The sequence below is a fragment of the Streptococcus sp. S1 genome (assembly GCF_034137685.1).
Taxonomy (GTDB): Bacteria; Bacillota; Bacilli; order Lactobacillales; family Streptococcaceae; genus Streptococcus; species Streptococcus dentalis.
Window position 1 is genome coordinate 68,165 of sequence record NZ_CP139418.1, and the last position, 18,098, is coordinate 86,262.

The 18,098-nt window shown below is 39.8% G+C and carries 18 protein-coding genes; 2 read left to right on the forward strand and 16 right to left on the reverse strand.

All coding sequences use genetic code 11. The features are described 5' to 3' along the window. Positions 1-4: 4 nt before the first annotated feature. From SM121_RS00340 to SM121_RS00355, 4 genes are all read right to left on the reverse strand, one after another. The gene (locus SM121_RS00340; RefSeq protein WP_070660752.1) at positions 5-1,342 is read right to left on the reverse strand and encodes a PFL family protein; all 1,338 of its coding nucleotides are present in this window, start codon (positions 1,340-1,342) and stop codon (positions 5-7) included. Positions 1,343-1,360: 18 nt separating this feature from the next. Then, a complete protein-coding gene (locus SM121_RS00345; protein ID WP_003004214.1) occupies positions 1,361-1,627 on the reverse strand; it encodes an ACT domain-containing protein in 267 nt (88 codons plus the stop codon). Between the two features lie 282 nt (positions 1,628-1,909). Next, complete coding sequence (locus SM121_RS00350) at positions 1,910-3,031, reverse strand: VanZ family protein (protein ID WP_151379263.1); 1,122 nt, start codon at positions 3,029-3,031, stop codon at positions 1,910-1,912. Positions 3,032-3,175: 144 nt separating this feature from the next. After that, a complete protein-coding gene (locus tag SM121_RS00355; RefSeq protein ID WP_270300084.1) occupies positions 3,176-3,766 on the reverse strand; it encodes a rhomboid family intramembrane serine protease in 591 nt (196 codons plus the stop codon). A 318-nt stretch (positions 3,767-4,084) separates the two neighbouring features. Here SM121_RS00355 and SM121_RS00360 point away from each other — a divergent pair, with 318 nt between their 5' ends. After that, the gene (locus tag SM121_RS00360; protein ID WP_049489171.1) at positions 4,085-4,288 is read left to right on the forward strand and encodes a CsbD family protein; all 204 of its coding nucleotides are present in this window, start codon (positions 4,085-4,087) and stop codon (positions 4,286-4,288) included. A 767-nt stretch (positions 4,289-5,055) separates the two neighbouring features. On the opposite strand, the gene SM121_RS00365 is transcribed toward SM121_RS00360, so the two are convergent. The 12 genes from SM121_RS00365 to rlmB all read right to left on the reverse strand — a co-directional run bounded on the left by SM121_RS00365 (position 5,056) and on the right by rlmB (position 16,819). Continuing rightward, positions 5,056-8,469 carry a Spy0128 family protein gene (locus SM121_RS00365; RefSeq protein ID WP_320910935.1) on the reverse strand — a complete coding sequence of 1,138 codons (3,414 nt, stop codon included), beginning with the start codon at positions 8,467-8,469 and terminating at the stop codon, positions 5,056-5,058. 1,208 nt (positions 8,470-9,677) lie between these two features. Next, complete coding sequence (cadX, locus tag SM121_RS00375) at positions 9,678-10,016, reverse strand: Cd(II)/Zn(II)-sensing metalloregulatory transcriptional regulator CadX (RefSeq protein WP_000711078.1); 339 nt, start codon at positions 10,014-10,016, stop codon at positions 9,678-9,680. Between the two features lie 11 nt (positions 10,017-10,027). Further along, on the reverse strand, positions 10,028-10,642 hold the full coding sequence (locus tag SM121_RS00380; RefSeq protein WP_002911684.1) for a CadD family cadmium resistance transporter: 615 nt from the start codon (positions 10,640-10,642) through the stop codon (positions 10,028-10,030). Positions 10,643-11,370: 728 nt separating this feature from the next. Beyond that, positions 11,371-12,420 carry a DUF389 domain-containing protein gene (locus tag SM121_RS00385; RefSeq protein WP_000126416.1) on the reverse strand — a complete coding sequence of 350 codons (1,050 nt, stop codon included), beginning with the start codon at positions 12,418-12,420 and terminating at the stop codon, positions 11,371-11,373. After that, the gene (locus SM121_RS00390; protein WP_001253404.1) at positions 12,417-12,740 is read right to left on the reverse strand and encodes a potassium channel family protein; all 324 of its coding nucleotides are present in this window, start codon (positions 12,738-12,740) and stop codon (positions 12,417-12,419) included. Before SM121_RS00390 ends, SM121_RS00385 begins: the two co-directional genes overlap by 4 nt. 13 nt (positions 12,741-12,753) lie before the next feature. Beyond that, positions 12,754-13,095: a hypothetical protein gene (locus tag SM121_RS00395; protein WP_000397556.1), complete on the reverse strand. Its 342-nt coding sequence runs from the start codon at positions 13,093-13,095 to the stop codon at positions 12,754-12,756. Further along, positions 13,020-13,322: a TMEM175 family protein gene (locus SM121_RS00400; RefSeq protein WP_004240734.1), complete on the reverse strand. Its 303-nt coding sequence runs from the start codon at positions 13,320-13,322 to the stop codon at positions 13,020-13,022. The genes SM121_RS00395 and SM121_RS00400 overlap by 76 nt, the downstream gene beginning before the upstream one ends. A 353-nt stretch (positions 13,323-13,675) precedes the next feature. After that, on the reverse strand, positions 13,676-14,068 hold the full coding sequence (gene rpsI, locus SM121_RS00405; protein WP_000075969.1) for a 30S ribosomal protein S9: 393 nt from the start codon (positions 14,066-14,068) through the stop codon (positions 13,676-13,678). Between the two features lie 18 nt (positions 14,069-14,086). Further along, positions 14,087-14,533, reverse strand: a complete 447-nt coding sequence (rplM, locus tag SM121_RS00410; RefSeq protein ID WP_002876943.1) for a 50S ribosomal protein L13 — start codon at positions 14,531-14,533, stop codon at positions 14,087-14,089. A gap of 152 nt (positions 14,534-14,685) precedes the next feature. Next, on the reverse strand, positions 14,686-15,549 hold the full coding sequence (locus SM121_RS00415; RefSeq protein WP_320910936.1) for a DegV family protein: 864 nt from the start codon (positions 15,547-15,549) through the stop codon (positions 14,686-14,688). Beyond that, on the reverse strand, positions 15,549-16,061 hold the full coding sequence (locus tag SM121_RS00420) for an NYN domain-containing protein (protein WP_320910937.1): 513 nt from the start codon (positions 16,059-16,061) through the stop codon (positions 15,549-15,551). Before SM121_RS00420 ends, SM121_RS00415 begins: the two co-directional genes overlap by 1 nt. Before the next feature lie 29 nt (positions 16,062-16,090). Beyond that, the gene (gene rlmB, locus SM121_RS00425) at positions 16,091-16,819 is read right to left on the reverse strand and encodes a 23S rRNA (guanosine(2251)-2'-O)-methyltransferase RlmB (protein WP_320910938.1); all 729 of its coding nucleotides are present in this window, start codon (positions 16,817-16,819) and stop codon (positions 16,091-16,093) included. Between the two features lie 96 nt (positions 16,820-16,915). Between rlmB and SM121_RS00430 the strand changes: the two genes are divergently transcribed. Further along, complete coding sequence (locus SM121_RS00430) at positions 16,916-17,878, forward strand: aromatic acid exporter family protein (protein WP_320910939.1); 963 nt, start codon at positions 16,916-16,918, stop codon at positions 17,876-17,878. Positions 17,879-18,098 lie beyond the last annotated feature (220 nt).

An 18,098-nucleotide genomic window follows, 5' to 3' on the forward strand; every position in this document is an offset into this window, starting at 1 on the left:
TCTATTAGTTTTTAAAGCTATGAACTGGAGCTGGAATTTGACCACCACGGGCAATAAAGTCAGCTGATGAAGCTTTGTTGACCTTCATTACCGGAGCAGACCCAAGAAGTCCACCGAGCTCTAACATATCGCCTTCTTTTCCATAAGGAATAATCCGAACGGCTGTTGTCTTTTGGTTGATCACCCCGATAGCTGCTTCATCGGCAATCATGGCCGCAATGGTTGTATCTGGAGTATCAGCTGGGATGGCAATCATATCCAGACCGACGGAGCAGATAGCTGTCATGGCTTCCAATTTTTCCAGGTTGATATGACCTGATTGGACCGCCGCAATCATCCCTTCATCTTCTGAGACCGGAATGAAGGCACCTGACAAACCACCGACTTGGTTACAAGCCATGATTCCACCTTTTTTCACCTGGTCATTGAGTAAAGCTAAGGCTGCGGTAGTTCCGTGGGTTCCTACTACTTCAAGCCCCATCGCTTCGAGGACGCGGGCAACCGAATCCCCAACAGCTGGCGTTGGTGCGAGAGACAAGTCGACAATTCCAAACTCTACTCCTAGGCGTTCACTAGCCATTTGACCTACCAATTGGCCGACACGAGTGATTTTGAAAGCTGTCTTCTTGACTGTTTCAGCCAATACATCAAAGCTTGCTCCCGGAACTTTTTCAATCGCCCGTTGGACGACACCAGGTCCTGAAACCCCAACGTTGATGACAACATCCGCTTCACCGACACCGTGGAAGGCACCCGCCATAAAAGGATTATCTTCTACTGCATTGGCAAAAACTACGAGCTTACCAGGCCCCATTGGATCTGCTTGGGATGCTTCTTTAATGATACGGCCCATGTCTCGGACAGCGGTCATATTGATCCCCGTCTTGGTCGATCCAATATTAACTGAAGAGCAGACAAAATCCGTCTCTGCAAGGGCGCGAGGAATGGAATTAATGAGGATTTCATCCCCTTTTTGGTAGCCTTTTTGAACAAGGGCTGAGAAACCACCGATAAAGTTGACCCCAACTTCTTTGGCCGCACGATCTAGTGCCTTGGCAAAGGGTACATAATCTGTCGCATCTGTTGCGGCTCCGATAATAGAAATCGGAGTGACCGAAACCCGCTTATTCACAATGGGAATGCCAAGTTCTGCCGCAATCTCATCCCCAACAGCCACCAAATCTTTGGCCTTTGTCACAATCTTATGGTAGACTTTTTCAGCTGCCTTTTCGATATCCGGATCAATACAATCTAGAAGGGAGATCCCCATGGTGATGGTCCGAACATCGAAGTTCTGCTCCTCAATCATGGCAATGGTTTCTGTTACCTGTTTAATGTCCATAAATTCTCAACCCCTATCTTACAAATTGTGCATGGCATCAAAAATCGCTGCGCTTTGGATATTGATTTTCACATGCAGAGACTGACCGAATTCTTCCAACTCTGAACGAAGCTGTGTGAAATCTTTTTTCTCATCTGACGATACGACCGCCATCATGGTAAAGTATTCATCCAATACGGTTTGAGAGATATCATCGATATTGAGTCCTAATTCTGCCACTTTCGTTGCAACACCCGCTACGATTCCTTTTTGGTCTTTACCAACGACTGTAATAATTGCTTTCATTTCACTGCTCCATTCTATCTATTTGCTTCCATTGTAGCACAATCCCCTTAAAATCGCCCTTCTCAACTGGGAACGTTCGGATATTTTTACGTGTATAAAAAATAGAGAGGCTGGGACAAAAGTCCTATCCTCTTAATTGTTTTTGGATTGTCGAGTAAGACGCAGTGGTTTAGTGGGCTCTACTACGCTGATTTCATCAGCTTTTACAGCCCTACTCAACTGTGCGGAGGTGAGACGACGAAATCGAATTCTAACGAATTACCGATTACTGTCCCACTCTCTCTATTTTGACGATTCAGTTTCATCCTTTAAGAGCTCTTTCTTCACGCGCACGGTACTCTCATACTCGGCTCCAGCTAGACGGTCAAACGGAAAGCGACGACTGAGCAAGATGATGGCAAGGGTGAGGATCAGGTACAATAAGAGCACAAAGAAGAGCAATAAAATCATAGATAGAGTCAAAAGGGAATTATCCGTCAAATCCTGATTCAAAAGCGAGATCAAATAGAACAACCCTTGGGGAATCCAGTAGAAATAGCCTACCACTAGGATTCCTCGCCAGATGGTGCGAAGCCATTTTTGCTTGTCAAAACGCAAGCGGAATTTCAGTAAAGCCATTCCCAAGGTCTTGCCCCGCCACAAAGGAATCAAGGCAAAATAAACAGCCAAAACCGCTACATAAGGAATCGTCTCTAAACGCTCGATTACCGCGTAAAGCAAGGATAGCATCACAAAGTCGATCAAGAAGGCAAGACCCATCCGAAAACCAGATACTCTGGTCCCTACTCGGAAAGAATGCTCGTCAATTTCGTCTCGTGTTGGCAATAACCATACCAGGAACCAACCGAGCAGATAACCCACTCCACCACCGGTGGTATTTTGAATAATATCATCGACATCTGCTAGGCGGTAAGGACCCGGATACAGAAAATAGAGACCTGATAACTGGGTCAGCTCCAAAAAGAGACTAAAGAGGGCTGTCAGAAGAATCGTTTTCTTAAAACCACACTTGAAATAATAGCGTAGATACATCCCAAAAGGAATCAACATCAGAACATTAAAGGCAGGCACATAAAAAGTTGGATGCTTAAGGGCTTGAATCCAAGTACCAGTCTGCGCTAGATCAAAGGGGCTCTCCTTGAAAAAATCCACCACAAAAGCAAAGGGATGAAGATTGACCATTTCTGAGTAGCTAGTATGAATCTTACTTGGATCCGGCAGAGGCAAGATCACCAGCAGATAGACCGTCATCAAGTAAAGCATAAAAGAATAGAAAATCAGCACCCGCAATTTATTGACCGAACCATATTTTCGATAATTCAAAATCATGTAGGGCAAGGTCAGCAAAAATGCCAGAAAAGGAAAGAGCTGAACAGCTGTTTTAATAGTAGAGATATACCCCATTGTGTCTCCTTTTTACCGTTATAAAATCACCCTTTGCACAATGACAAAAGGTGATTTCTTCATTAATATAGAATATTATACGGCCTGGTAGAGGAAGAGTCAAGGAAGTACGATGAAAACCTTACTGAGGAGCCGTCTTAATAGTTAGCTCCTCCCCCTCAAGCCTTTACTTCCTATAAAGACCAATAGATAACTCACAATCCCTGAAAGATGCAATAGCGTTGAGATCCATCCGGTGATTGCTGGTAAGAGCATGAGCCCAGATAGAAAAATTAAGAATAGATAAAGCCATTTTACGGTGCGTGAAAATTCTTTCCACACGTTTGGCAGGAGCATAATCCCTCCGGTTACAAAGGCGTAGCCGACAGCAGAGATCCCTGTTGCCTGAATGTCCTGCCCCTGGGTTAAGAGGTGAAAAACGATGGAAGAGAAGACTGTCGCTGTCACAAAAACGAGCAAGACTTGTCTGGAGCCTCTTTTTCTTTCTAACAGTCCTCCGAAGGGAAGGATCATGAGTCCATTTAACAACAAATGAACCCATAAAAACCAGATTGGGGCTCCTTTACTACCGTGCATCAGGGTCCCACTAACATATTGCCAACCATAGACCGGCTTTGAATGAAAAGCCAATAGGTCATACATAGCATCCCTATAAAAGGAAGTCAATAGAGCTAGCAACAAACAGATTAGAGCTATCGTACTGATAACAGGGGAGGTTGTGAGGATTCTTTTCATGTTCATCTTCTCTTTTTCAAAAAACAGCGTTACAATGTCTCCATTCACGACCATTATACCATTTAATTCAATGGAGACAGAAAAGTTTTTTGCTTCTTTTGTTTCAAATCTTTGCCGGAAAAACGAAATATCGTGACTTATTAGTCGGTCATTATTCGTGACCGGAAAGCGATCCTGTTTTTTAGCCGTAGCAAAAATTTGACTTTCTATTTTAAAAAGAATATACTCATTCTAATCTGAGACAAATATTTTTTATTTTTTAAAATCAACAGTATTGCATTCAGAGAAATAAACGACTAACTTCATGGAGGTGACGCTATGTCATTAGAAGAAAAATTGAACCAAGTAAAAGGCTCTGTTAAAGAAGGCCTTGGTAAATTAACCGGCGATACAAAAACAGAAGCTGAAGGCACTGCTGAAAAAGTTGCTTCAAAAGCAAAAGAAGTTGCTGAAGATGCAAAAGAAGCTGTTGAAGGAGCGATCAAGGGCGTTAAAAATATCTTTCATAAAGACGACAAATAGTCTTTAACATCCTAGATCCACTCTATTTTCTACAGTCATGTTTGACCGTGGAAGATAGGGTGGTTTTATATTTGCTTCAAATTCAGTTATACAAAAAGAACACCCCCGAAGGGTGTTCTTTGTCATGTTTGTTATTCTATTGAATGGACGTAGGACTCTGACATTTAGAAGTCCATCTTTGCTTATATGGTAACTTACTAGATCAGCTATCAAACAGGTAGGTGGAGTTAGCCCAATTAAAATTTTTCTCATACATTTCCCTTACTGTGTACCTTAAATCCTCACTGCATAAAAACTTACACTTCTCTCTGATACAGTCTATTCAGTCTATCGAAATTGACGATTTTGTAAAATATCACCAATCTTTGCAGGCCCAAATTTGGTTAGATCATCTATTGATGTTATACTTTAATATCCTCTCCAAGAAAAAAGCACTGCTTTAATTATTTCCTATTATAGCATAAAAAATGAACCATTTTTGGTGCATTTAGAATGCATACAAACCTTCTCAAAAATAGTAATATCGCAGCTTTAGATATTTGACGACTACACGATGAAACTCTGATAAGTACTGCTATTATGCGGTTTCCCATCGTTTTAAAATGTTTAAGCGAAACAAAAAAAGACATCCAAGAGAGTTCTCTTGAATGTCTATAAACGTTGATATATCTCTATTAATCAAAGATTAGAAAACTGTATAATATAGATTTTCAAATATGAACATCCATTTTTGACTCTTTAATTAATTTATAGGGATCATATCAACTTTAATCTTCAACTTTTTTGCGTTTCACAATCCCCACAAGGCCAACCATACCAAGTGCAGCACCTAACAATACAGCAGATGCTGATTGTACTTCACCAGTTTCAGGGAGTGCCGGAGCTGGTGGCGTTGGTGATGTTGGTGATGTTGGCGGTGTTGGTGGTGTTGGTGGTGTTGGCGGTGTTGGCGGTGTTGGCGGTGTTGGCGGTGTTGGCGGTGTTGGCGGTGTTGGCGGTGTTGGCGGTGTTGGCGGAATAACAGTATTGTTAAACTCTGTATCTTCTGGTAACTGAGTCGTCGCTGTCAACACTTTACCATCTTTCTTCACTGTGATACTTACAGTAGCGATCATGTGATCAAAAATGACACCAGCTTCAGTACCTTTCACTTCTTCTACATGATAAACATAAGTACCTTCTTCACCACGTTTAAATGTAAGAGGTGAAAATTGGATTTTACCATCCGCATTATTCGTTACTGTTTCGATCACATTTCCTTTTTCATCCTTAAGAACAAAGCTGAATTCACCAGCCTTCAATTCACGACCTTCCAATTTCTTGGTGAAGTTGAACTGTGCTTTAACTGGAGCTACAAAGTAATTATTGAAAATTGTGTCATCAGCTCCAGTTGCTTCACCACCTGTTGAAGTCATTTCAGTCTTAGTACTTAAAAGGCCTGTAGTAGCGTCTTTCGTAACAGTTACTATAACTGTGGTAGTCATGCTATCATAGTCAATGTCTGTATCTGTTCCTGCTACTTCACGAACAGTGTAGGTGTGAGTCCCTTCTTTATCATATGAAATAGCATCAAACTGAATCGTTCCGTCAGCCGCATTCTTCTTTGTTTGAATCACATTGCCATTTTCAAGTAATTCAAAGGTAAAGGCATCAGCTTCAAGGGATTTACCTTCCAATTTCTTAGTGAAATTAAATTGGGCACTTGTCGCTGTCGGTGTGAAGGTATTATTGAACTCGGTATCCGTTGGAAGGGCTTTGATCGCTGTAAGAGTATGGCCATCTTTCGTTACAGTCACTGTCACCTCTGCCTTCATTGGGTCATAGGTCATTCCGGCTTCTGAACCAGCGACTTCCTCTACGGTGTACTTATGAACACCAACTTCATTATTCTTATACATTAGTGCATCGAAGGCAACTTTACCATCGGCGTCATTCTTTTTCGTTTGAAGAACTCTACCATTCTCATCTTTTAAGACGAAGCTGAATTCACCATCTTTTAGGGTACGTCCTGCAAGAGCTTTACTAAAGTCAAATTGTGCTGTTACTGGCGCTACAACATGGTTATTGAAAGTTATGTCATCAGTACCAGTTGCTTCACCACCTGTCGAATTTATCTCTGTTTTCGCAGTTAACTGGCCTGAATCCTCATCTTTTGTGACAGTCACCTTCACTGCAATGGTCATATCATCGTAGTCTACATCAGTTTTGTCACCTTTCACTTCTTTTACAGTATAGTTGTAGACACCCACTTGATCGAATGACAATTCGCTGAAATTAATTTTCCCATCAGCCTTGTTGGTCACAGTTTCATTCACATTATTATCACCAGTTATCGTAAAGCTGAAATCACCTGCATTCAAATTGCCATTCGAAAGCGCTTTATTGAATTCCAGGTTTACTTTAACAGGAGATGGTGTGAAGGTATTGTTGAACTCGGTATCAGCTGGCATAGTTGTTTGAGCTACGTAGGAATCACCGTTATCATTTACCGTGATGGTCACTTCAGCTTTCATCCTATCGTAATTGATACCAGTCAGCGTTCCTGGAGTCTCTTCAACTGTGTAGTGGTAAACACCAGCATGGTTAAATAACTGTGGAATGAAAGTAATATGACCGAAACTATCATTCGTTTGAGAATCAACCACTTGACCTGTTTGATCAATTAAATTAAAAGTGAATTCTCCAGCTTTCAGCTTTCTTCCATCCAATTGTTTTGTAAATGATAAATCAACCCTTGCTGGTTTCTTTGCTTTCGTCGCAGATCCAGATCCATCGGCCTTAAAGGCAAAAGTAGCCTGATAGCTCTGTTCCTCTCCACTGTTGTAAGTAATTTTAATATCATTTCCATGCTGTTGTTGGAGCTCTTCATTTGTATTTGGAACTTGCTTCAGCCTAGTCATATAACGAACGTAAACCAATTCATTCAATTGTGCTATCTTAAACGAAAATCCATTTGAACTTTCTTTAATATTCTCTAGCAATTGAATCGCATTCCCTTTAGATACCCACGGCGAAATTGATTGAACCTTTTCAGCTCTCAGAGCTTTTCCATTCCACAAATCTACATGGTCGGAAGGAATATCCGTCGCATGCCCCAACCTCCATGTTGCTTTTGTATTTGCATCAAATTCATTTAATACTGGATCCCCATCCTGAACCAACTCTTGATCATCTGGTAGAGTATCAATCAATTGGTAATTTGTTAAAATTTGTGGTGCTACTAGGCTTCCAGAATTAAGACGAATAGTCCATCGAATTAATTCTGGATGTCCAGTAACTGCTTCTCCGTACTTTGTAACCTTTGTTTTTTCTACTGGTACTGGTGCAGTCTCTGGTCCCACTGTTACTGTAATTTTTCGACCGCTAAAATTAAGCTCTGTTGGAACACTTGGTTTGACATATGATTTCCATCCCGTACTAAACGTTAAAGTAAATTGTTTTGAAATCTTATTCTTCTCAAAGTAATCTGTAAAAGTTGTAACTACTTTATTTTTGACTGAATCAAGAAAAGCATTTCCGATAACTTCTCCACTTGGTCCAGTCACATCATAATGAAGACTTGTAGGAATTCTGATTGCGTCTGGAATATCCACAACAATTTTATCATTTTGTTTAATTTCTAATTCATCAGGCAGTTCCATATGTAGCACAGTTTCGGCTGGAGCATATAAACTATTACCATTTGGAAAATTTACCTCAACGTTTGGGTTTTGAACTGTAATCGTATCACCTGTTTTAACGAATGTTGTTGCACTATCTTCAGTTAACGAAGACACCTCTCTTTTAGAACGCACTCGTTTTACTGAAGATTGAGCTTCCACACTTTCCTCCCCACCTAGAACAGACTCAGAGTTGCTTGTATGAATTGTTGAAGACACGGGAGTAGATTCAGTCGGTATAGGACTTTCATCAGTAGTTGCTACAGTATCACTTTGTGAATTCTCGTTTTTCTCTATTTTCGTTAAGTCGCTTTTTTCACTATCATCTTGTTGAATTTTATCAACTCTGGTATCATTACTTTCCGCCACGATTGAACTTTGTACTTCAACTGTATCCTTCATCTCATCAGCAAAAACAGTTCCACCAGCAAAAAATAATGTCGATAATAAAACAGAAGCAACTCCGATAGAATACTTTCGGATAGAAAAACGTTCTTTTGTTTCAAAAAAATTGTGTCTCATTGCGCAGCTCCTTTAATTATAGTCACTATATTATTTCCTTGATTATAGCACTACGTAAAGATAATTGCAAATATTTTATAACAACTAATAATCTAATAGAAACTGGGGCCATTGACAGAATTATTAATTTATAGCCAACATTTATAAGAAATCCTGACAAAATATAAGAATCCCTTAAACCTCTATTTCAACTAATGTACCAGCAATAATTTCTTATATAAAAGGAAGTAGCAAATAAGTGTCGTCTATCAATATCCATCATATTCTATTTTCAAAAGTTCAGTTATCCTCATATAAAAACATAAGAAAATCAAATCATTTTAAGATGATGATCATATAACCTGTCAATTAAAAATTAGACGTAATTAACTCCATCAAATTGCAGCCCTATTTGCAAGTAGCTGAAGCCACAACAACTACATCAACTGTCACAATTTACTATGAATATACAAAAAGAACACCCCGAAAGGTGCTCTTTGTAAGTATAGTAATTCTTTCGAATTAACGTTTTGAGTGCAGTGGTTGCCATCCAATCAAACATCGCTTCGCTTGTTTTCTTGGGGCAACTGTGCATAGCATATCTCTACGCGACTAAAGTCGCTAGAGCTATCCTAATTGCGCACCGCCAGTTCTCATAGAAAAAAACACCTTGCAAGATGCAAAGTGTTTTCGTTTGTATTCTGCTGTCCAGCAACGAATTAACGTTTAGAGAACTGGCTAGCTTTACGAGCTTTTTTCAAGCCTGGTTTGGAAAGTATGGGTTTCAGTTGGACTAAAAACAGCGTATTATCAAGGCTTTTCAGAACGATATCTACTGATTAATTTCATAAAATATGAATCAATAGATTATAAATAGGGGAATAGTTTAGGTCTGTAAGCATTAAAATAATACACCTAACTTTGATCACCATTTTTTAGTTATTCACTCTTTTTTCAGATAGTGTTTTTAAAGTTATGATATAAAATGCCGCAATTAAAACACTATACATCATAATCGGAGGATAGACAATTAAGGATAGAATCAATCCCACTCATTTAATTATTAGGTCAGGTATCAATAACTTTCTATATTGTGCGGTAGCTTCAAGTAATTCTTTCTGATCTATATTGGGTTTATCAATTACTTTATGTAAAAACCAGTTTGCTACCGTTGAAACAACAACGATTATAATCTCCCTATAATCATGGAAAAGTAGTAAAAATAGTTGTTATCCTAGTTGATTAAAAAAATCTCTGATTTCCTCATCCTTTATAAAATAATATATAATTTTCCCCTCTCTTCTAGTGTCCAAGATATTTTGATTGGCTAGTTTACGAAGATGGTGGGAGGCAGATGCCATACTGAGATTTAATAAACAGGCTATATCGCAGACACAGAGTTCTTCGACGGCAAGGAGATAAAAGATGATATTTATCTGTTTATTATCGGTAAATTTTGATAAAATGCGAAGTGATTTTTGGACTTTTTCCTTTTCAAGGTAGTTCGTTGCGGTTGTAACATTTTGTTGATTTATAACATCCACTTGACAGATACTATCTTTTTTCATAATTTTTTCTCCTAGCCTAACACAGCCCATAGCATGTCAAAGCTGTTGTTTTCAATCAGGATATACATCCCCAATCCTAAATAGACAACGGCAATAAACCATCTGCTATATTTTTCCAAAGTTTCTCCAACAGAAGGGACTTGTGCTAATTTTTGGGCAGAAAAAACCAAGAGATAAATCATGACTAGAAAAGTAAGTAAAGTCACTATCAAATTCGCTAAATTTAAGGTGGTAAAATATGGGACAAAGACACCAATATTGTCAGCGCCACAACTTGCAAAAGTAATCATAGCGACTAGAAAAATCAGGTTTTTATTGTCTTTTCGCAAACCATCTTTTGCAATAGCTTCTCCATCAGAATCTCCTAAAAGCAAAACTTTGAGGCCTAGGAAAATTGGAATCAAACCGAGTAAACCTAAAATCTCTTTACTAGGAATATAATTTAAGACAAATGCAAAAAGCAAACTTAGGAATATTAGACTAACAGAGCCTAGAAATTGTCCTAAATAGATGTTAATGATGTCTTTTCTGCTTTTTCTTTTGGCAAAAAATAACATTAGGATAATAAGTAAGTCTACGGCTGTCCCAGAATACAGGATTATTGAAGTAACAATATTTTGAATCATAAAACACCTCATTCAAATATATTTTTGAATGTATTCTAACATTAAACTTTGTAGATGTCAACTTAAAATCCACCAATTAATAATTGCATGTCAATATTTGTATTGTGAAACTAGTTTCAGAAATATATAGTCTTAAAGTATGTCCACTGCCAATGATTTTTTCAATATTTAAGAGGAGATTTATAATGGTTCATTTCTATAAATTTATAAACGAGTTATATATTTTGTTTAACCAATTATTAACTATTTTTATCAATAATCACTTCATTAATTTGTACTTTTTAATTTTCCCAATTTGTAAAATTAAACCAGAAAAAAAGCATCTCGTATTAGACGAAATGCTTTCAATAAGTATAAATAAGTTTTAACGTTTACTAAATTGTGACGCTTTACGGGCTTTTTTCAAGCCTGGTTTGGAAAGTATGAATTTCAGTTGGACTAAAAACAGCGTAATATCAAGACTTTTCTCCGCTTTTATAAAAGCGTTTTTCCAATCAAATTCAACTAATTTTATCTAAATGGTGTGGATTTTACCCCCAAAATTACAGAGAATGGAGCTGATAAACACTAAACGTTCACACCATTAGTTAAATGATTTTTTTCATCATTTTTCTTAGATGATAGAACTTCTAATTTATTTCTTATTCAAGCAAAAACAACCTGCTATAAGTAAGAAAGAGGAAGATACAAGAAAAACACGGCGTAAAAACCGATTCAGTTCATTGTCCTCAATCCTTGTCTGCTTCATTTTCTTTTACGAGATCGTTTTGTGAATCTTTTTCAGAGAGTTTTTGATCAATATACTTGTCAATGTTTTCATAAAATTCCTTGGTCGCTTCACTATCTAATGTTGGCGAGTTCTGAACTTGATTCACTTTCAATTGAACAGATTGAATACCGTAAGAGGCTTGTTTTTGGTGGAGTGTTTCTAATTCTTCTTCTGAAATCGGATCTCCAACAACCGTCAAGACCAATTCATTGTTACTTGACTTGTAGACTTGATTAATAACCGTATAATTGGCGAACTCTTTTCCTACAAACTGTTTGATCCCTTCTTTGCGCGCTTGTTCTATTGTCAGAGTAACTGCCGAATAGCTAGCTGGAAGAATCAACAATACAATCAAAGAAATCAAGCCAATTCTCATTTTAATGCTCAGCTCTTTAAATGAAGTTAAAGGAGATTTTCTCATCAAAATTCTTGTTCCAACAATGTTGGCTAGCATGATAAAGACACAGTTGATCAAGAAAAGATAGAGAGCCCCCAATAAAAATCGTACATTCCCATTAGCTAAACCATAGCCAGCAGTACAGATAGGCGGCATCAAAGCTGTAGCAATGGCTACTCCTGGCACGATATTGTTTGCTTCTTTTTTCCTTGAACCGATCACACCAGCAATCCCACCAGCAATAGCAATGAGAACATCCCAAATGGTTGGAGAGGTTCGTGCGATCAACTCGCTACTTGCATAAGACAAGGGAGAAATCCAGAAATACAGAGTCGAGACAAGCAAACTGACCAACACTTGAGTCAATAAAACCTCTAGAGATTGCTTGATTAAACGCGTATCAAAAATAGCTAAACCGAATCCCAGTCCAACAATCGGTGTCATGAGAGGTGAAATTAACATGGCTCCAATAATAACAGCTGTTGAATTCATATTTAGACCGATAGAGGCAATAAAAATTGCACACATCAAAATCGCTGTATCTCTCAATCGAACATGAAGGTCATCGTATAATTTCTCACGGTATTCCCGTGTTGAATAATTGGCAGTCATTTGTCCTCTCCTCTTTCCTTATTTAAATCGGTATAATAATTAATAATAACAGCTGATAAACAGCCAAAAAATATGAGCCCATAAATCGTCAAGAAGACACTGGTAATCCTTCCAATCAAGGTCACAGCTAGGAGATCCCCGTAGCCGACAGTCGTCGAAGTCACAAAAGCATACCAAAGACCGTCTCCGTAATTTGTGATAGCAGGTTCAACTAGGAAAAGCACGCCTCCTGACCCAAAAACAAAGGTCACAAAACTCAGAGCAAACCGAGTAAAACCCGTAACCTGTATAATATGCCATAACATTTTTAAACGTCTCATTTGTTCTCCTTATTCATACTAGCTCCTGACCGAGCCGTTTTTTCCAATAATCAAAGTGAAGATAGGACATGATCTCCATCAGAGAAAGATAGACAAACTGATAGATCTGATTTAAGCTGATTATCAACTGATATTGTTTGAAAAATGACTGGAAGAAAGACCAGATATGACTGTCTTGAATCAGTCCCTTCTTAACATCAGACAGGATATTAGCTAAAGCTCCCAAGGACTGAAACGGTAAATCCTTGACATTTATATAGATCCGGTCCACCACATCATTCAGACTGGTATCTTGGATGGCATGAAATTCTCCAAAGAGAACTCCTGCCGCTCCAAGAGTAGAAACAAATTCCACCAAATAATTTCTGAGGAAATTTTCTCAACCTTTTCCCATAATGTGTTTAGTGCCATCCATAACGATCCCAACCAGAAAAAGGAAAGAAAACAAGCAAAGAAATTTTGCCGTAAATCCCAAAAAGCTTCAAGACTTGGTGTTGTTGGTTTTTCTAACTCTAAAATCAAGATGGTCATAATAATTGCTAGAACAGCATCTGTCAATACAATTAATCTGTCTTTCTTCATCGGATTGCATCCCCTTTCTTTTTTGTAACATTCTATCTTATCGCATAATATTGGATATTCTTTCATAATCCGACTACAAACAAAAATAAACCAAAAAGTCTGTCCCTATTATGCTATATTTAACTCTAGAAGTATTCATCCATCTAATTAATAAATATATCATATTTCACAATAAATGAATACTATCAAAGATTCATCCCCTTTCACTTCATCATTTAGTGTTGCTTAGATTTATCAAAAACAACCAAATTTGTATTAATTTCAAGTATCACCTAGTTACAAAAATTTGGGGTGAACAGAAAAAGCATCCCGTATTTTTGATACGAAATGCTTTCAATAAGTTTAAATAAGTTTTAACGTTTACTAAATTGTGATGCTTTACGAGCTTTTTTCAAGCCTGGTTTCTTACGTTCAACTTTACGTGAGTCACGTGTAAGAAGTCCTGCGCGTTTCAATGAATCGCGGAAGTCTGGATCTACTTGAAGAAGGGCACGAGCGATACCGTGACGGATAGCTCCTGCTTGACCAGCGTAACCACCACCTACAACGTTAACGAAAACGTCGTATGAACCTACAGTTGAAGTAACTGCGAATGGTTGGTTGATGACCAAACGAAGATCAGCGTGTGGGATGTACTCTTCAACATCTTTTTTGTTAACAGTGATTTTACCAGTTCCTGGAACAAGGCGAACGCGTGCAACAGCGTTTTTACGACGTCCAGTACCTGCATATTGTGCTTGTGACATACTTTATTGTTCCTTTCCTTAGATAAGTCCTGAAATATCAAGAACTTCTGGTTGTTGTGCAGCGTGAGTGTGCTCAGCTCCAACAAATACTTTCAATTTCATACCTTGAGCGCGGCCAAGAGTATTGTGTGGAAGCATACCTTTAACTGATTTTTCGATCAAACGTACTGCATTTTTAGAACGAAGTTCACCAGCAGAGATTGATTTCAATCCACCTGGGTGGTTTGAGTGAGTGTAGTAGATCTTATCAGTTGCTTTTTTACCAGTCAATTTAACTTTTTCAGCATTGATAACGATTACGAAGTCACCTGTATCAGTGTGAGGTGTGAATGTTGGTTTGTTTTTTCCGCGAAGCACGCTAGCAACAACTGCTGAAAGGCGTCCAAGAGGTACATCAGTTGCGTCAACAACGTACCATTTGCGTTCTACTTGGCCTGGTTTAGCCATGAATGTAGTTTTGTTCATGATTTCTCCTATATGAATGTCGTTTTTGTTTACAGGGCGGATGTTCCGGTCCGCGAGTTATTTGAAAGGTTCCGGGGCCTTACAAATGGGGTAAACAATACCGCCTACTATTGTATCAAAATTCTAAGATAAAAGTCAACCGATTTGGAAAATTATTTACGATTTTCTTTTCCAATGACAAATCCGATCAAGGCATTCGGGCCGACGTGAGCTGAAATAACTGGTCCAAGAGGCATCACAAGGACTTCATCGATGCCTTCAAGCGCAAGCATTTCTTCCTTCAGTACTTCGGCTCCTTCTAGATCGTTGGTATAAGATACCAAGGCTGTACCTTCACCGATATCTGCTTTGATCAGCTCCAGTAATTCCCGGACAGCTTTTTTGCGTCCCCGAACCTTGCTAATTGGCACTAATTTCCCTTCCGCATCAATCCAGAGAATGGGTTTGATGCTGGCCAAACTTCCCATGATCGCGGCACTTTTTGAGAGACGGCCTCCACGCATGAGGTGGTAGAGGTCATCGACGAGGAAATAAGTCCGCAGTTTTGGCGCTAAGTCCATGATTTCTTCCTTGGCTTCTGCTAATGAACGGCCTGCATCACGCGCAGCTACTGATCGCATAACCAGGTAGCCCTCTCCAATCCCAGCCGCCTTCGGATCGACAATCTCGATCACGGCTTCCGGGTAGTCTTCTAAAACCAGGTCTCGTGCCATGATTGCACTCTGATAAGTCCCAGATAAGACCGATGAAAAGGCTACATAAAGCAGGTCTTTCCCTTCTTTGGCAAATTGTTCAAAGGTTTCCTGAAATTGGCCCACATTGACCTGACTGGTTGTAGGTTTGGCCCCATTTTTCATGGCTTCTAAAAGCTCAGGACTGGTCAATTGACCTTGGCCTACTGTCTGGTAAACCGTCCCATCTAACTCAATGGTCAATCCAAGAATGGTCACCTGGTGTTCCTTGGCCCAGTTCTGATCTAAATCTGCGGTCGAATCGGTTAAAATAGCAAATGTCATTACTTGTCTCCCATCATTTCTTGTAATTGTCGCAATACTTCGTGATCGAGCGGTCGCATGGGTGGTTTTTGATCGTTCACCACTCGCTGCGCATGATTGAGATTCCCTTTGACAACTGCGACCCGTTTTTCTAACTCTCTGGCAGATACCCGAAGGGCCCCTTGAGCAAAGACGGTCCATTGCTCATTTAAGTCACTGGTCGCTACCGATACTTGGTGGAGGGGCGTGTTAAGCTCTGCCGCCAAGCGCTCGATATAGTCATCTGCCGTCTCATCCTCGCCGGTAAAGACCACCTGAACATTGAACTCCTCATAGGTCTGTCGCACTCCTGGCATATACTGGGCATCAAAGACACAGATGACTTCGATCCCTTCAAAGCTAGCATAGTGGCTCAGCTTTTGCAGAAGGATGTTGCGGGCTGCATCGAGCTCACTTTTTTGAAAGAGCTGGCGGGTCTCCTGCCAAAAGGCAATCATATTATAGCCGTCAACCAATAAGATTTTTCGTTTCATATCATTGCCTTTCTACTATTATAGTATAGTTATAGTCGGTTGCGAAAGACCTCATACATGAGAATGGCTGCTGCCACACTGGCATTGAGGCTTTGAACATGGCCATTCATGGGAATGGTGATCATCTCATCAACTTGTTTTTTGATATTGGCTGAGATCCCTTTTCCTTCATTACCAATGATCAAGGCTAACTTGCCAGCCGTATTCCACTGATGCGATGGCGTGCCGTTCATGTCGGTCCCAAAGATCCAGAAGCCTTCTTCTTTTAGCTTGTCTAAGGTTTGGCTAAGATTGGTCACACGCGCAATGGGAATGTGTTCCACTGCTCCGGTAGAAGTTTTAGAAACCACTGGGGTTACCCCAACCGCCCGGTGCTTAGGAATGATGACTCCTGAGACATTGGTCGCATCAGCTGTCCGTAAGATAGATCCAAGATTGTGCGGATCTGTTAAGCCATCGAGAATCAATAAAAGAGGGTTCTCTTCTTTGGCTGTCTGTTTCAGAATCGCTGCCAAGTCTGTGTAAGCAAAGGCTGCCACACGGAGAACAAAGCCTTGGTGAACAGCTCCTTCCGTCATTTCCTGCAGGGTTTTCTTTGGCGTCCAAGAAATCGACACTTTTTTCTCAGCTGCTAAGGCCTTGATCTTGTCGACATTTTTTCCTCGAAGGTCTTCTTGAATATATAATTTATTGCCTGTATTGGCTTGTAAAGCCTCGGTGACTGCGTGGACACCGTATACGATATCGTTTTTTTCCATAGAACTAGTATACCATAAGAAAGGAGGATGAGGCCAATTCATGATATAATGAAATGAAATCTATCTCAGCGAAACCAACAAAATAGAAAGGAAGCCATGCCTCTTTTTCAACGAACCATCAAGCTCACCTTGGCCACCTGTTTAGCAGCTGCCCTTGCTTATGCTCTGGGCTTGACCTATGCCATCTCAGCTGGCATCATTGCCATCTTGAGTATCTCTGATACGCGTCGCAGTACCATCAAGCAGGCCTACCAGCGCTTTATGTCGACCTTGTTGGCCCTTGCTATCGGAAGTCTCGCCTTTTCCTTTTTAGGGTTCAACCTCTGGGCATTGGGAGCCTTTATCGCTCTCTATGTTCCTGGTGCCTTTCTATTGGGCTGGCAAATCGGCATCACGCCAAGTACGGTGCTGGTCACCCATCTCTTAATTGAGCAGTCTACTTCCTGGGGACTCTTGCTCAATGAACTTGCTCTCTTTTTAATTGGGACCAGCTTTGCCTTGCTGGCCAATCTCTATATGCCCTCTAACCAGGGAGCAATCGATCACTACCACGATGTTGTCGAAGACCAACTGAAAAAGATCCTTGGTCGTTTTGCGGAATTACTTGGTAAAGGGGATGGTCGCAATGATGCTCGCTTGATCAAGGAATTGGACGGTATCCTAAAGGACGCTTTGAAGCTAGTTTATCTGGACCATTCCAACCACCTCTTTCACCAAACCAACTACCATATTCACTACTTTGAAATGCGCAAGCGGCAAAATGATATCCTGCGGGATATGGCAGAAAACGTCAACCGTTGTCTGTTAGCTGCGAGTGAAAGCATAATCCTTGCTCAACTTTTTAAGAAGACGGCCCAACAGTTAAGTCAGGAAAATCCTGCCCAAGATCTTCTAGATGATATTAGTCAGTATTTGGCGATCTTTCGCGAACGCCCTCTTCCCAAGACCCGTGAAGAATTTGAAACACGCGCCACCTTGCTCCAGTTGTTAAGAGACTTAGAAAATTTCATCCAGATCAAGGTTGATTTTTACCAACAATTTCATCAGGAGACAGAATAGATGAATACAAAAAATATAACGACAATCAAATACAGCTCTTTATCAACTGTATTGAGTTGATGAAAAATGACAAGCTGGAGAGGACAAAAATGCTTCTCTCCTCTTTTGTTGTTCAAAGCGATGAGGCTATTCGTAACTTTGAATGGTTGCATTGATAAGAAAGTTTCCGTGCATTCATATTCTTATCCTAAAATTTTAAAAACAAATAATTGAAAATTAC